Source organism: Rhodospirillaceae bacterium (genome assembly GCA_028819475.1).
Taxonomy (GTDB): Bacteria; Pseudomonadota; Alphaproteobacteria; order Bin65; family Bin65; genus Bin65.
This window is the reverse complement of record JAPPLJ010000050.1, coordinates 241169-255896: the sequence shown is the minus strand read 5'-3', so window position 1 is coordinate 255896 and position 14728 is coordinate 241169. Positions and strand designations below refer to the sequence as shown.

Annotated in this window: 12 protein-coding genes; 9 read left to right on the top strand and 3 right to left on the bottom strand. The window is 67.4% G+C overall.

Translation table 11 applies throughout. The features are described 5' to 3' along the window. The 9 genes from ntrC to OXM58_15580 all read left to right on the top strand — a co-directional run bounded on the left by ntrC (position 1) and on the right by OXM58_15580 (position 10988). On the top strand, positions 1 to 1497 hold the full coding sequence (gene ntrC / locus OXM58_15620) for a nitrogen regulation protein NR(I) (protein MDE0149799.1): 1497 nt from the start codon (positions 1 to 3) through the stop codon (positions 1495 to 1497). Further along, positions 1497 to 3818, top strand: coding sequence for a PAS domain-containing sensor histidine kinase (locus tag OXM58_15615; GenBank protein ID MDE0149798.1), 2322 nt, complete (start codon positions 1497 to 1499; stop codon positions 3816 to 3818). Before ntrC ends, OXM58_15615 begins: the two co-directional genes overlap by 1 nt. 42 nt (positions 3819 to 3860) lie before the next feature. Continuing rightward, complete coding sequence (locus OXM58_15610; GenBank protein ID MDE0149797.1) at positions 3861 to 5264, top strand: sigma-54 dependent transcriptional regulator; 1404 nt, start codon at positions 3861 to 3863, stop codon at positions 5262 to 5264. A 39-nt stretch (positions 5265 to 5303) separates the two neighbouring features. Beyond that, positions 5304 to 6680: a Trk system potassium transporter TrkA gene (gene trkA / locus OXM58_15605; GenBank protein ID MDE0149796.1), complete on the top strand. Its 1377-nt coding sequence runs from the start codon at positions 5304 to 5306 to the stop codon at positions 6678 to 6680. A gap of 52 nt (positions 6681 to 6732) precedes the next feature. Next, entirely contained in the window at positions 6733 to 7626 is an 894-nt protein-coding gene (locus OXM58_15600) for a D-amino-acid transaminase (protein MDE0149795.1), read from the top strand. Next, positions 7623 to 8291: an HAD hydrolase-like protein gene (locus tag OXM58_15595; GenBank protein ID MDE0149794.1), complete on the top strand. Its 669-nt coding sequence runs from the start codon at positions 7623 to 7625 to the stop codon at positions 8289 to 8291. Before OXM58_15600 ends, OXM58_15595 begins: the two co-directional genes overlap by 4 nt. A 75-nt stretch (positions 8292 to 8366) precedes the next feature. Further along, positions 8367 to 8624, top strand: coding sequence for an RNA chaperone Hfq (hfq, locus tag OXM58_15590; GenBank protein MDE0149793.1), 258 nt, complete (start codon positions 8367 to 8369; stop codon positions 8622 to 8624). A gap of 114 nt (positions 8625 to 8738) precedes the next feature. Beyond that, positions 8739 to 10037, top strand: a complete 1299-nt coding sequence (gene hflX / locus OXM58_15585; GenBank protein MDE0149792.1) for a GTPase HflX — start codon at positions 8739 to 8741, stop codon at positions 10035 to 10037. A 96-nt stretch (positions 10038 to 10133) separates the two neighbouring features. Beyond that, positions 10134 to 10988 carry an inositol monophosphatase gene (locus tag OXM58_15580; protein ID MDE0149791.1) on the top strand — a complete coding sequence of 285 codons (855 nt, stop codon included), beginning with the start codon at positions 10134 to 10136 and terminating at the stop codon, positions 10986 to 10988. A gap of 260 nt (positions 10989 to 11248) precedes the next feature. On the opposite strand, the gene mazG is transcribed toward OXM58_15580, so the two are convergent. The 3 genes from mazG to metG are packed head-to-tail and all read right to left on the bottom strand — an operon-like array spanning position 11249 to position 14549. Continuing rightward, positions 11249 to 12118, bottom strand: coding sequence for a nucleoside triphosphate pyrophosphohydrolase (mazG, locus tag OXM58_15575; protein MDE0149790.1), 870 nt, complete (start codon positions 12116 to 12118; stop codon positions 11249 to 11251). A 59-nt stretch (positions 12119 to 12177) separates the two neighbouring features. Continuing rightward, on the bottom strand, positions 12178 to 12975 hold the full coding sequence (locus OXM58_15570) for a TatD family hydrolase (protein MDE0149789.1): 798 nt from the start codon (positions 12973 to 12975) through the stop codon (positions 12178 to 12180). A gap of 23 nt (positions 12976 to 12998) precedes the next feature. Next, positions 12999 to 14549: a methionine--tRNA ligase gene (metG, locus tag OXM58_15565; protein MDE0149788.1), complete on the bottom strand. Its 1551-nt coding sequence runs from the start codon at positions 14547 to 14549 to the stop codon at positions 12999 to 13001. Between the last annotated feature and the right edge of the window lie 179 nt (positions 14550 to 14728).

Sequence of the window (14728 nt, the reverse complement as noted above, 5' to 3'; positions counted from 1 at the left end):
ATGGCCGAAGCGACCATCCTGCTGGCCGACGACGACCGGAGCATCCGCACGGTGCTGAGCCACGCCCTCGTCCGGGCGGGCTACGACGTGAAGGCGACCGGCAACGCCGCCACCCTCTGGAGCTGGATTCAGGACGGCGCCGGCGACATGGTGATCACCGACGTGATCCTGCCGGACCAGAACGGCCTCGACCTCGTGCCGCGCATCCGCAAGCTGCGGCCGTCGCTGCGCGTGATCGTCATGAGCGCGCAGAATACCCTGGCGACTGCCGTCCGGGCGACCGAGCGCGGCGCTTTCGAATATTTGCCAAAACCCTTCGATATCAACGAATTGGTCGGCGTCGTTAAACGCGGATTGACGGCGTCTGCAGCGAACGGTCCCGACCGCCGGGCCGAACCGGCGCCTGACGACGGCCTGCCCCTGATCGGCCGCTCGCCGGCCATGCAGGAGATCTACCGCACGCTGGCGCGGCTGATGCCGACGGACCTGTCGGTCGTCGTGACCGGCGAATCCGGGACCGGCAAGGAGCTGATCGCCCGCGCCCTGCACGACTACGGCAAGCGCAAGAACCGGCCGTTCGTCGCCATCAACATGGCGGCCATTCCGCGCGACCTGATCGAGAGCGAACTGTTCGGCCACGAGAAGGGGGCGTTCACCGGCGCCGAGTCCCGCGCGCCGGGGCGGTTCGCCCAGGCCGAGGGCGGCACGCTGTTCCTCGACGAGATCGGCGACATGCCGATCGAGGCGCAGACCCGGCTGCTGCGCGTGCTCCAGCAGGGCGAATATCTTCCGGTCGGCGGTCGCTCGCCGATGCGCGCGAACGTCCGGATCGTCGCTGCGACCCACCGCGATCTGCGCACCCTGATCCGGCAGGGCCTGTTCCGCGAGGACCTTTTCTACCGGCTGAACGTCGTGCCGATCCGCGTGCCGCCCCTGCGCGAGCGGCCCGAGGACATTCCCGACCTTGTCGACCATTTCCTGGCGCGCGCCGAAGCCGAGGGCCTGCCGCGCAAGACCCTCGACGAAGCGGCTGTGGCGCGTCTGGCGCGCGCGCGCTGGCCCGGCAACGTGCGCGAACTGGAAAACCTGATCCGCCGCCTGGCCGCGCTCTATTCGGAGGAAACGATCACGACCGGAATCGTGGAGGCCGAACTGGCCGACCGGGACGGGGCGCCGACCGCCGATCCGGAGGACTCCGGCGAGGAGGACGGGAGCATCGGCGGTTCGGTGGAGCGCCATCTACGCGCCTATTTCGACGCCCATGACGGCAAGTTGCCGGCGTCCGGCCTCTACGCGCGGGTGATCCGGGAAGTCGAGCGCCCGCTGATCGAACTGGCGCTGGCGGCGACGAACGGCAACCAGCTGCGCACGGCCGGCATGCTCGGCCTCAACCGGAATACCCTGCGCAAGAAGATATCGGATCTCGGGATCGACGTCGTGCGCAACCGGCGGATGGCGCGTTTCCGCGGTTCCGCGCCGGGCGGGGAGGGCGCGTGATGGACGCCGCCGTCGGTCCCGTGCGCCGGAGAAAGCGCTGGATGCTGCGCCTCTCGGCGTTCGCCAACCGCGTAGCCCTGTCGAGCCGCCTCGCCGTCGGGCTAACGATCGCCGCGATCGCCGTCAGCGTGCTGACCGCGATCAACCTGGCCGAATCGCCGCTGGGCGCCGACCCGGGCATCAACCTGGCGCTCATCGTCATCGATCTGGTCATCATCCTCCCGCTCGCCGGGCTGATCGCCTTCCGGGCGGTTCTGCTCTGGTCGGCGCGGCGGCAGGGCGAGGCGGGATCCCGGCTGCACGCGCGGCTGGTCCTCCTGTTCAGCATCGTGGCGGTGACGCCGGCGATCGTCGTCGCGGTTTTCTCCGCGGCGATGTTCGAATTCGGCATCCAGTCCTGGTTCAGCAGCCGGGTCGGCACCGCGCTGCGCGAATCGGTGCAAATGACCGAAAAATATGTCGACGAACACATCATCGCGCTGCGCGACGACGTCCGCAATCTGGGCGGCGACATCAACGCCCAGGCGCTGGAGCTGATGAGCGATCCGCATCAGCTGCCCGCCTTCGTCACGCGGCGGGCGCGCGAGCGCGGCATCGTCGGTGCGTCGGTCTTCGACGAGCGCGGCCGCGTCCTGGTCTCCGACGTCGGCAGCTTTTCGCCCGCGAACGAGCGGCCGGCGAACATTCGCGCCGCCATATCGAGAATCCGCAAGGACGGCGACATCGTCGTAGTGGCGCGCCGGGGCGAGCACAATATCCGCGCGCTCATGCGGCTGACGATCTTCTTCGATTCGAACGTCTACCTCTATATCAGCCGCCCGATCGTGCCGACGCTGCGCGCGCACATGCTGCGCATGAAGGATGCCGTCGACGAATATCTGCTGCTGGAGGGGCAGCGCTCCGGATTGCAGATTGGCTATTTCCTGCTCTACGGCGTGGTTTCGCTGCTGCTGTTGCTCGCGGCGATCTGGCTCGGCCTGTATTTCGCCAACCGCATGGTGCGGCCGATTTCCGAACTGATCGCGGCATCCGAGCGCGTGGCCAAGGGAGACCTCGGCGTCCGCGTCGGCAGTACGGGGCGCGATGAAATCGCAAGTTTATCAAAATCTTTCAATCAGATGGTCGGTGAAATTCAACGAAACCGGGAGGAACTTGTCGAGGCGAACCGGCAGGTCGAGGCGCGCCGCGAATTCACCGCGCAGGTGCTGGAAGGCGTCACCGCCGGGGTGATCGGCCTCGACGCCGATCGCCGCATCAACCTGCCGAACAGCTCGGCCTCCGATCTTCTCGGCGTCGATCTGGAGCGGCGGATCGGCGAGAAGATCGCCGATATCGTGCCGGAATTCGGCGAAATGATGGACCGGGTCGCGCGCAACCCGGTCCGCCGCCACTGGAGCGAAATCGTCCTTCACCGCAACGACCGGGCGCGCACCCTGATGGTCCGCCTCGCCGCCGAACATCTGGAGTCCGAGATCGTCGGCTACGTTCTTACCTTCGACGACATCACCGACCTGCAACAGGCCCAGCGCACGGCGGCCTGGGCCGACGTCGCCCGCCGGATCGCCCACGAAATCAAGAATCCGCTGACCCCGATCCAGCTTTCCGCCGAACGCCTCCGGCGCAAATATCTCAAGCAGATCAAGACCGATCCGGAGGTTTTCGACACCTGCACCGACACGATCATCCGGCAGGTGGACGATATCGGCCGGCTGGTCAGCGAATTCTCCAGTTTCGCGCGGATGCCCGAGCCGCGCATGAGGAAAAACGATCTGCGCAGGCTGTGCCGGCAGGCGATATTCCTGGAGCGCTCGGCGCACCCGGCGATCGTCTACGAATTCGAGAGAGCCCAGACGCCGCTGCCGGTCCTATGCGACAGCCACCAGATCGGCCAGGCGCTGACCAACCTGCTTCAGAACGCCGCCAACGCGATCGAGGAACGCGGCGATCCCAACGGTTCGGAAGACGGTTCCGGGGACGGGCCGGAAGACGGTTCGGGAGACGATTCGGGCCGGGCCGGCACGGTGACCGTCTCGATCGACGACAACGAGGCCGGCCTTACGGTTTCGATCTCGGATACCGGCCCCGGCCTGCCGACGGACATGCTTCACCGGCTGACCGAGCCCTATGTCTCGACCCGCGCCAAGGGAACGGGCCTGGGACTCGCCATCGTGCGCAAGATCATGGAGGATCATGGCGGGGAGTTGCAGATGAAGAACGACTATGCGGCGGAAGGGGAAATTCGCGGTGCGACGGTCAGCATGGCGTTTCCGGCCACGATCCGCGCGGACGAGGCCGCCCGGCCCGTTCCGGCGGACGCCTGACCTTCCCGCAAGCACCCCCGCGAGCACAGGAACGATGGACCGATGGCCGCCGACATCCTGATCGTCGACGACGAAGCCGATATCCGCAAGCTGATAGCGGGCATCCTGACCGACGAGGGATACGAAACCCGGCTCGCCGCGGACGCCGACGCCGCGCTCGACGCGATTCGCGCGCGGCGGCCGTCGCTCATCCTGCTGGATATCTGGCTGGAAGGCAGCAAGATGGACGGCAATGAGATTCTCGCCGTGGTCAAGAAGGATCACCCCGACCTGCCGGTCATCATGATCAGCGGCCACGGCACGGTCGAGATGGCGGTGAACGCCATCAAGATGGGCGCCTACGACTTTATCGAGAAGCCGTTCAAGAGCGACAGGCTGCTCGTGCAGATCGAGCGCGCGGTCGAGACCGAGCGCCTCAAGCGGGAGAACGAAGCGCTGCTCGAACGCGCGGGCGGGGCCTTCGAACTGGTCGGCGCTTCCCCGGCCATCGCGCATATCGACCAGGTGATCTCGCGGGTCGCCCGGACCAGCAGCCGCGTCCTGGTGACCGGCGCCGCCGGCGTCGGCAAGGAAGTGGTCGCCCGGCTGATTCATCAGCGCAGCACACGCAGCAGCGGCCCCTTCGTGATCGTCAACTGCGCGACCATGCGTCCCGACCGCCTCGAACAGGAACTGTTCGGGGAAGAGGCCGGGGGCCACACGAAGACCGGCATTCTGGAACGCTGCCACGGCGGCACGCTGCTGCTGGACGAAGTCGCCGACATGCCGTGGGAAACCCAGGGCGAATTTGTCAGGATCCTGCAGGATCAGGGGTTTCAGCGGATCGGCGGCCATTCGATCGTCGAGGTCAACATTCGCGTCATCGCCTCGACCAGCCGGCCTCTCGAGCCCGAAATCGCCGCCCGCCGGTTCCGGGAGGATCTCTACTACCGGCTCCGGGTCGTCCCCATCGACATCCCGCCCCTGCGCGACCGGCGTCAGGACATCCCCGATCTCGCGCGCCATTTCATGGCGAAGGCTGCGGCCCGCGATGGCCTCCCTGCGCGCGGCTTCTCGGACGAGGCGCTCGCCGCCCTGCAGGCCTACAACTGGCCCGGAAATGTCCGGGAACTGGGAAATGTGATCCACCGCATGCTGATCATGGCGCCGGCCGGCCCGGGGGAGAAACTGACCGCCAAGATGGTGCCGCCGGTCATCCTGGGCGACGAGACCATGCTGCCGCGTCTCGAAAAGGGCGGCGAGATCATGGCGCTGCCGCTCCGGGAGGCCCGCGAGATGTTCGAGCGCGAGTATCTGACGGCGCAGGTCAGCCGCTTCGGCGGCAATGTCTCCAGGACGGCGGAATTCGTCGGCATGGAACGCTCCGCGCTGCACCGCAAGCTGAAGCTGCTCGGCCTCGCCGGCGGCGAACGCAGCGCGGGCGACGGATCAGACACCGTCCATTGATCCGCCGCTCCTCTCCTCACGGCAAGGTCCGGTGACATCATGCGCGTAATCGTGTGCGGGGCAGGGCAGGTCGGTCTCAACATCGCCCGCCACCTGGCGACCGAGAACAACGAAGTCACGGTCATCGACCGGTCCGAGGCGCTGATCCGGCGCATCAGCGACGCCCTGGAAGTGCGGGCGATCGTCGGCCATGCGCCGCATCCCGACGTGCTCGAACGCGCCGGCGCCGCAAATTGCGACATGATCATCGCGGTCACCCAGACCGACGAGGTCAACATGGTGGCCTGCCAGGTCGCCCATTCCCTGTTTGACGTGCCGACCAAGATCGCCCGGGTGCGGGCGCAATCCTACCTGCAACCGATATGGGCGAGCCTGTTCAGCGCCGATCACATGCCGATCGACGTGCGCATCTCGCCAGAGGTCGAGGTCGCGCGGGCGGTCCGGCGGCGCATGCTTGTGCCCGGCGCATTCGACGTGATCCAGCTGGGGCTGGGGCGGGTGCAGGCGATCGGCACCCGGCTCGGCGAGGACTGTCCGGTTCTGGATACGCCGATCCGCCAGCTCACCGCACTGTTTCCCGATCTCGCCACGGTGATCGTCGCCATCCTGCGCGGCGGCGAAACCATCGTGCCGACACCGGACGACCAGCTGCTGGCCGGTGACGAGATCTACTTCGTCGCCGACCGGGACCATGTCACCCGCGCCATGGCGGCGTTCGGCCACGAGGAGCCGGAGGCGCACCGGGTCATCATCGTCGGCGGCGGCAATATCGGGCTTTATCTGGCCCAGGAGATCGAGGCGGAAGACGAGGACGTCACCGTCAAGCTGATCGAAAAGGACGAGGAGCGCGCAAGGGTCGCCGCGGCGGCGCTCGCCCATACCGTCGTGGTGCACGGCGACGCCCTCGACAATGAAATCCTCGAGGAACTCAACCTGCCCCATACCGACATGCTGTTCACGGTGACGGACAATGACGAGGTCAACGTGCTGGCGGCGCTGCTCGCCAAGCGGCTGGGCTGCGCGCGCACCGTGGCGCTGGTCAACACCGTGCACTATCAGCCGCTGGTCACGTCGCTCGGCGTCGATGTCGCGGTCTCGCCCCGGGCGATCACGGTCTCGACCATCCTGCAGCATCTGCGCCGGGGCCGGATCCGCGCGGTTCATTCGCTGCGCGAAGGGGTCGGCGAGATCATCGAGGCCGAGGCGATGGACACGTCGCGCATCGTCGGCAAGCCGCTCAGCGGCGTCAAGCTGGACAAGGGAATCATGGTCGGCGCGATCGTCCGGCAGGACACCGTGATCGTGCCGCGCGGCGATACCGTGGTCCGGGCCGGCGACCGGGTGATCCTCTATGCCCTGCCCGATGTCGTGCGGAAGGTCGAAAAGCTGTTCTCGGTCAGCCTCGAATTCTTCTGAGGCCGCGGACCCGAATCCCGTCCCCCGAGAATCACGCCGGAAAGCGCGAACCATGTCCCGCATTGCCTATGTCAACGGCCGCTTCACCCGACACCGCGACGCGGCGGTCCATGTCGAGGACAGGGGATACCAGTTCGCCGACGCGGTCTATGAGGTGATCGCGATCCAGAACGGACGGTTCGTGGACGAGGAGCCGCATCTCGACCGGCTCGAACGCTCGCTCGGCGAGCTGCGCATGGCGCCGCCGGTCGGCCGGCCGGCGTTCAGGCAAATTCTGCGCGAGATCGTCCGGCGCAACCGGGTGCGCAACGGCATCGTCTATATGCAGGTGTCGCGCGGCGTCGCCCGGCGCGACCATGCCTTTCCTGCGCACCGCGTCAGTTCCCTCGTCGTCACCGCCCGCTCGACCGTGCCCAAATCGTCGGCCAGGGCCGGCGGCGTTTCGGTTGTGACGACCGAAGACATCCGGTGGAAACGCTGCGATATCAAGACGGTCGGACTGTTACCTAATGTTCTGGCCAAGCAGATGGCGGCGGAAGCCGGCGCCTACGAGGCGTGGATGGTGACGCCGGACGGCGACGTCACCGAATGCACCTCGGCCAACGCCTGGATCGTCACCGCAGGCCGGGAAGTCGTGACCCGGCCGCCGACCCACGCGATCCTCAACGGCATCACGCGCCGCACCGTCCGCGCCATCGCCGAACGCGAGGGATATGCCGTGGTCGAGCGGGTCTTCTCGCTCGACGAAGCGCACGCCGCCGCCGAGGCCTTCCTGACCAGCACGACCTCCCATGTCATGCCGGTCGTACGGATCGACGATAGGCCGGTCGGCGACGGCCGGCCCGGCCCGCTGACAAGCGCCCTGCAGGCGCATTACGACGCCCATGCGGGCATGGCTCCCGAAGGCGGGGCCGAAGCGGCCAAACCGGGTTCGTCCGAAGCATGACGCCGCTGCCGGCGCCGGCTGCCATCCTGTTCGACTGGGACAACACGCTGGTCGACAACTGGGCCGCCATCGCGGGCGCGTTGAACGCGGCGCGCAGCGCGTTCGGCCATCCGGAGATGAGCGAAGCGGCCGTGCGCGGCTGGGTCAGGCAATCCATGCGCAACAGCTTTCCCGCCATGTTCGGCGAGGCCTGGACCGAGGCGCGCGAAATCTTCTACGGCAGCTTCCGCGCGAAGCATCTCGAAGCGCTGAAGCCGCTGCCCGGCGCGGGCGAACTGCTGCGGCGGCTCAACGGGCTCGGCCTTTATGTCGGCATCGTCAGCAACAAGCACGGCGGCTATCTGCGCAAGGAAATCGGCCATCTGGCGTGGACTGCCCTGATCGGGCGGGCGGTCGGCGCGGGCGATGCCGCCGAGGACAAGCCCGCGGTCGCGCCCGTCGACCTGGCGCTCAGCGGATCGGGCATCGGCCGGTCCGGCGCGGTCTGGTTTGTAGGCGACGCTGCGATCGACATGGAATGCGCCATCCGCGCGGGTTGCACGCCGGTCCTGCGGGCGACGGAAGACGAGCCGGAAGCGGCTTTTCGCGACTGGCCGCCGGCGGCCGTGGCGAAATCCTCCGAAGCTATATTGAGGCTTGCCGTCGATGCGCGACGGCCCATATGACGAAGGCGGCCGAAAGAAAAGGACTGACGCCGGCGCGACGGAACTGACTGCAGAAAAATAACCAAGGAATCGAGCATGTCGTCGGAAAAACAACAAAACCTGCAGGACGTTTTTCTGAACAATATCCGGAAGAACAAGACGCCGGTGACCGTGTTTCTCGTCAATGGCGTGAAGCTTCAGGGCATTGTCACCTGGTTCGATAACTTCTGCGTCCTGCTGCGCCGCGATCAGCATTCGCAGCTGGTCTACAAGCACGCGATCTCGACGGTCATGCCGGGCCAGCCGATCCAGCTGTTCGAACCGGACGCGCCGGGCGCCGACACCAAGGCCTGAAGCCGGGCCGGCGCCATCGCTATCGAACGACAGCCAGCCGGGCCGCATTCCGGCGCGCCCGCAATTCCGGCCGGGACAGACGCATCGGATACCGGAGCCGCCGGGGCAGGGGCCCTGGTCGTCCATCCCTGGCAGCGCGGCGACAGCGGCGCGGCGGCGCGCAGCGCCGACCGGCTCGAGGAGGCTGCCGGCCTGGCGCGCGCCATCGGGCTTGCGGTCCGCAGCGTCCATCCGGCGCCCTGCGCGCGCATTGTGCCGGCGACCTGGATCGGCAAGGGCGCGGTTGAATCGATCGGCTGCGACGTTGCGGCGGCCGGCGCCGAACTGGTCGTCATGGACTGCACCCTCAGCCCCGGCCAGCAGCGCAACCTGGAACGGCGCTGGCATTGCAAGGTCATCGACCGGACCGCGCTGATCCTGGAGATTTTCGGCGCCCGCGCCCGCACCCGGGAGGGCCGTCTCCAGGTCGAGCTTGCGCACCTGACCTGGCAGCGCAGCCGGCTGGTGCGCAGCTGGACCCATCTGGAGCGCCAGCGCGGCGGCTTCGGCTTTGCCGGCGGGCCGGGCGAATCCCAGATCGAACTGGACCGGCGGCTGATCGACGACCGGATCGCCCGGCTGAAGCGTGCGCTCGAAACGGTGCGCAAGCGCCGCGCCCTGCAACGAAAGGCGCGCGCGAAGGTGCCGTATCCGGTCGCGGCGCTCGTCGGCTACACCAACGCCGGCAAGTCGACCCTGTTCAACCGGCTCACCGCGGCCGGCGTGGCGGCCGAGGACGCCCTGTTCGCGACCCTCGATCCGACCATGCGCAGGATCGCGCTGCCGCGCGGCCGCCGGATCGTCGTCTCGGATACCGTCGGTTTCATCTCCGACCTGCCGACCGAACTGATCGCCGCCTTCCGGGCGACGCTGGAGGAGGTCGCGCTGGCGGATGTCATCCTCCATGTCCGCGATATCGCCCGGCCGGACGCGGCGGCCCAGGCCGAGAGCGTGCGGCGGATCCTGGGCGACCTGGTCGCCGGGGAAAAACTCGCATCGGCAACGATCGAGGTCTGGAACAAGATCGACCGCGTGGGCGGCCCCGGCCTCGAGCGCCTGCGCAACCGGGCGGACCGGGCCAACGACCGCATACGGCTCGTCTCGGCGCTCACCGGCGCCGGAGTCGACGGCCTGTGCGCCGAAGTCGAGGACCTGCTCGGTGCCGCGCGCCGGCGCATGGCGATCCGCGTGCCCTACGAAAAGGGGGCGGCGCTGGCCTGGCTCTACGACCGCGGCGCGGTCGTCGAGCGGACCGACGACGAGGCGGGCAGCCTGCTCATCGTCGACATCGAACAATCGGACTGCCGGACGCTGGACAGCCGCTACGGGCTGTCGACGGCATCCGGGATCGTCGAAACACCCGCCCGACCGTGAGTCTGCGGCACTGTATACTGCGTATAGAAGAGTGTATTTGCATGCAGTATACAGAATACGGGTTGAATACGCGTTGAATACGAGGCCGGACCGCTGATGCAGACGGGCGAAAACCGGCCGCTGCCCGCCCTGCCGGCCTTCGAAACGGTCGACGGCATCCTGCGCGAGGCGGCGCGGACCATCGTATTGCCGCATTTCCGCAATCTCGCCGGTGCGGACGTCAGGACGAAGACGGGCCCCAACGATTTCGTCACCGTGGCCGACGAACGCTGCGAAGCCTTTCTGCGCAAGGCGTTGACCGAGGTGCTGCCCGGCTCGGCCGCGATCGGCGAGGAAGCAGCGGCGGCCGATCCGGCGGTCCTCGACCGGCTTGGCCGGCCGGGCGACGTCTGGATCATCGATCCGATCGACGGCACCTGGAACTACGCCCACGACAATCACCGTTTCGCCACCATCGTGGCGCTGGTGCGCGACGGAATCACGGTTTGCGGCTACATCCATTTGCCGTCCAGGGACGAAACCTACGCGGCGGGGCTGGGGCAGGGGGCTCACGGCGCTTCCGGCGCGCTCCGGCTGCCCGAGCCGGCCGCTTTCGGCGCCATGACCGGCGCGCTCTATGTCGGAAAATCGCGGGCGCCGGCCATGTTCGAGCGGATCAAGGCGCTGCGCGGGCGCGGCCGGCTCGGGCCGCGCCGTTTCGCGCGCTGCGCCGCCTGGGAATATATCGCGATGCTGACGGGCAGGGCGCACTATGCCGTCTTCACCCGCCTGCTGCCCTGGGACCATGCCGCCGGGATCCTGATGATCGCCGAGGCGGGCGGCTGCTACGGCTATGTCGACGGCGCGCCGCAGTCGGGCCCGTGGCGGCCCGTCGAGCGCGACGTCCCCTTCCTGCTCGCGCCCGACGCCGCCAGCTGGCGCACGATCCGGGATACGCTCACCGCAGAGTGACCGGCGGCGCGGAAAATGGCCGGAATCCGCCGATTCATTTTGTAGGGGAGGGTTTAAAACCCTCCCCTGCGGTCGGGCAACTGCCGGCGCCCGTGGCACATCCTTCGATACGCCGCCTGCGGCGGCTACTCAGGATGAGGGGATGGGTGAAGCGGCGGCTGCTCGGGATGAGGGGAGGGGTGAAATGGCTGATTTCCGTCATTTTCCCTCATCCCGAGTAGGCGCGAAGCGCCGTATCGAGGGACGACCGGGAAAACCGCCTATTCTTCGGCCTTCGCCGCGCGCCAGTACCGCTCCAGGTCTTCCATCGGCAGGGCCGCGATATCGCGGCCGTCCTGCCGGATCCGGTCTTCCACGCTGCGAAAGCGGCGCTCGACCTTGCGGTTGGCCCGGCGCAGGGCCTCTTCCGGGTCGATGCCGAGCCGGCGACCGATCTGGGCGACGGTGAACAGCAGATCGCCGAGTTCTCCGGCCATGCGGCCGGCATCGCCCCCATGGACTTCGGGCCGGATTTCGGCGTGCAACTCGTCCAGCTCCTCCTCGACCTTGCCGAGGATGGACAGGGCGTCCGGCCAGTCGAAGCCGGCGCGCGCCATGCGCCGGCCGAGCTTGTGGGCCCGCAGCAGGGCAGGCAGGGCGGTCGGCACATCGTCCAGAACGCTCGTATTTTCAATGCGTTGTCCGGATTTCCTGTTTCTCTCCTGCGCCTTGTGGTCCTCCCAGGCGGCCGACTGGGCTTCGACCGAAGCGACCCGGTCCGCGCCGAAAACGTGGGGATGGCGGCGTTCCATCTTGTCGGCGATGGACCGGGCGACGTCGGCGAAGTCGAACGCGCCGGCCTCTTCCGCCATCCGGGCGTGGAACACGGCCTGGAACAGCAGATCGCCCAGTTCGTCCTGCAGGTCGGCCATATCGTTGCGCCCGATCGCGTCGGCGACCTCGTAGGCTTCCTCGATGGTGTAGGGCGCGATGCTGGCGAAATCCTGCTCAAGGTCCCACGGGCAGCCGCCGTCCGGATTGCGCAGCGCCGCCATGATGGCGAGCAGGCGCCGGATCTGCGTGACGGCTTCTGCCGCATCGGGCGGTTCGGCGGCGGCGATTTCGGCAGCCGGAGAGGGGTCCGTCGTCATCGCTTCACTCCCTGTGCGCCGCATCAATGATTCGCATAATATATATTATGGAAAATAAATCAGGTTGAATTTACTGGAGCCAGGCGGTTTATCTTGTTGAAAAGACGATAGAAATTGTCCGTCGTCGCCTGTTGGAGCCGTTCCGCCGGCATATCGCGCACCGTGGCAAGGCATTCGGCGGTGTGAACGACGAAGGACGGCTCGTTGGTCCTGCCCCGGTGCGGCACCGGCGCGAGAAACGGCGCGTCGGTTTCGACCAGGATCCGGTCCTCCGGGAGGTCGCGGGCGATCGCGCGCAGGTCGTCCGCCTTCTTGAAGGTCAGGATGCCGGAAAAGGAAATATAGAGGCCGAGCGCGACCGCCCGTTCGGCGAGCGCCCGCGAGCCGGTAAAGCAATGGATGACGCCGGGAAAGGCGCCCTTCTCCCGCTCGGCCGTCAGGATTTCCATCGTCTCGGCATCGGCGTCGCGCGCATGGACGATCAGCGGCAGGCCGGTTTGCCGTGCGGCGGCGATATGGGCGACGAAACTGGCGCGCTGGGTTTCGGGACGACTGTTCGTGTAAAAATAGTCCAGCCCGGTTTCGCCGATCCCGACGACCTTTGAATGTTCGGTTTTTTCAACCAGTTGCGCGGCGTTGCCGACACCTTCTTCGTCGGCGTTGTGGGGATGGACTCCGACCGAGCAGAAAACCCGCTCATGTTCCGCCGCAATCGCCAGAATGTCGCCGAACCGGCTCACGCGCGTGCAGATCGTCACGATGGTCTCGATGCCGGCCTGCCAGGCGCGGTCGAGGACGGCGGCGCGGTCCTCGGCCAGGGAGTCGAAATCCAGGTGGCAGTGGCTGTCGACCAGCATCGTCGGGCGCCGCCGGCAGGCGCTCAGGCCGCGTCTTCGGCGACGAAGCGCGGGAATACCGGCCAGGGCGCCGGCAGCGCCGTGCCCGGCGCGATCCGCCCGGCGAGGGCAGCAAAGTTGCGGGCGCCCTCCTCCGCCGGCACCGCGAGCTGTTCGAGCAGCGCGCCGGCCGCGCCCGGCACGACCGGCTGCACGAAGATCGCCAGCTGCCGGATCACGTCGGCCAGGACGTAGAGCACCGTCGCCATGCGCGCCGGATCGGTCTTGCGCAGGGCCCAGGGCGCCTGGGCGTCGACATAGCGGTTGGCGTCGCCGACGACGCGCCAGATTGCCTCCAGCATCCGGTGGATCGCCAGGTCGGCCATGGCGTCCCGCGTGTCATCCACCAGCGCGGCCGCGGCCGCGAACAGCGCTTCGTCCTCCGGGGTGAATTCGCCCGGTTCCGGCACAAGCCCGCCGCAGTTGCGCGCGATCATGGTGAGCACGCGCTGGCCGAGATTGCCCAGATCGTTCGCCAGGTCGCTGTTGATGCGCTGCACGATGGCTTCCGGCGTGACCGAGCCGTCGTTGCCGTAGGGCACCTCGCGCATCAGGAAATAGCGCATCTGGTCGACGCCGTAGGTTTCCCGCATCGCATCCGGCGTCACCACGTTGCCGACCGACTTGGACATCTTCCGCCCCTCGATGGTCAGGAAGCCGTGGCCGAACACCTGGCCGGGCAGCGGCACGCCGGCCGACATCAGGAAGGCCGGCCAGTAGATCGCGTGGAAGCGCATGATGTCCTTACCGACGATGTGGATGTCGGCCGGCCAGTAATACCGGTAAAACTCCGATTCTTCATGGGGATAGCCGGCGGCGGTGATGTAGTTCGTCAGCGCGTCGAGCCAGACGTAGACGATATGGTCGTCGTCGTCCGGCACCGGCACGCCCCAGTTGAAGCTGGTGCGCGACACCGACAGGTCCTTCAGCCCCTGGCGCAGGAAATTCATCAGCTCGTTGCGCCGGTGCGGCGGGGCGGCGAAGCCGGGATTGGCCTCGTAGTGGGCGATCAGCCTGTCCGTGTAGGCCGACAGGCGGAAGAAATAGCTCGGCTCCTCGATCCACTCGACCTCGGCGCCGCCCGGGGTCAGCCAGCGCTCGCCGTCGCGGACCAGTTCGTCCTCGCTGAAATAGGCTTCGTCGCGCACCGAATACCAGCCGGCGTAGCTGCCCAGATAGATGTCGCCGGCTTCGACCAGCTTGCGCCAGATCGCCCGGGTCGATTCGTAGTGGCGCGGCTCGGTCGTGCGGATGAAGCCGTCGTTCGAGATGTTGAGCGTCCGGGTCATCTCCTCGAACTGGGCCGCGATCATGTCGCAGAAGGCTTTCGGCTCCATGCCCTCGGCCCGCGCCGAGGATTCGACCTTCTGGCCGTGCTCGTCGGTCCCGGTCAGGAAGAAGACGTCGTGGCCGTCCAGCCGCTTGTAGCGGGCGATGACGTCGGTCGAGATCGCTTCGTAGGCGTGGCCGAGATGGGGCGCGCCGTTGACGTAGGAAATCGCCGTCGTGATGTAGAATTTGGGCTTGTCGGTCATGCCGTCGGAACCGCGGGAGCGGCGTTGGAGGAAGGAGAGCCGGGCGCGCCGGATGTCGGATACCGTGAGGCCAGACACATAGGACATGCCGGCCCGCTGCGCCACAGCGTCCAATCGCCCGCGCGGCTTTGCCCGTAATGGAGCGTTGGCGACCCGCCGCGCGTTTCCAAACCGCCGTA

Coding starts and splice junctions, on each gene's coding strand:
- ntrC (MDE0149799.1), top strand. CDS start 1: ATGGCCGAAGCGACCATCCTGCTGGCCGACGACGACCGGAGCATCCGC.
- OXM58_15615 (MDE0149798.1), top strand. CDS start 1,497: ATGGACGCCGCCGTCGGTCCCGTGCGCCGGAGAAAGCGCTGGATGCTG.
- OXM58_15610 (MDE0149797.1), top strand. CDS start 3,861: ATGGCCGCCGACATCCTGATCGTCGACGACGAAGCCGATATCCGCAAG.
- trkA (MDE0149796.1), top strand. CDS start 5,304: ATGCGCGTAATCGTGTGCGGGGCAGGGCAGGTCGGTCTCAACATCGCC.
- OXM58_15600 (MDE0149795.1), top strand. CDS start 6,733: ATGTCCCGCATTGCCTATGTCAACGGCCGCTTCACCCGACACCGCGAC.
- OXM58_15595 (MDE0149794.1), top strand. CDS start 7,623: ATGACGCCGCTGCCGGCGCCGGCTGCCATCCTGTTCGACTGGGACAAC.
- hfq (MDE0149793.1), top strand. CDS start 8,367: ATGTCGTCGGAAAAACAACAAAACCTGCAGGACGTTTTTCTGAACAAT.
- OXM58_15580 (MDE0149791.1), top strand. CDS start 10,134: ATGCAGACGGGCGAAAACCGGCCGCTGCCCGCCCTGCCGGCCTTCGAA.
- mazG (MDE0149790.1), bottom strand. CDS start 12,118: ATGACGACGGACCCCTCTCCGGCTGCCGAAATCGCCGCCGCCGAACCG.
- OXM58_15570 (MDE0149789.1), bottom strand. CDS start 12,975: ATGCTGGTCGACAGCCACTGCCACCTGGATTTCGACTCCCTGGCCGAG.
- metG (MDE0149788.1), bottom strand. CDS start 14,549: ATGACCGACAAGCCCAAATTCTACATCACGACGGCGATTTCCTACGTC.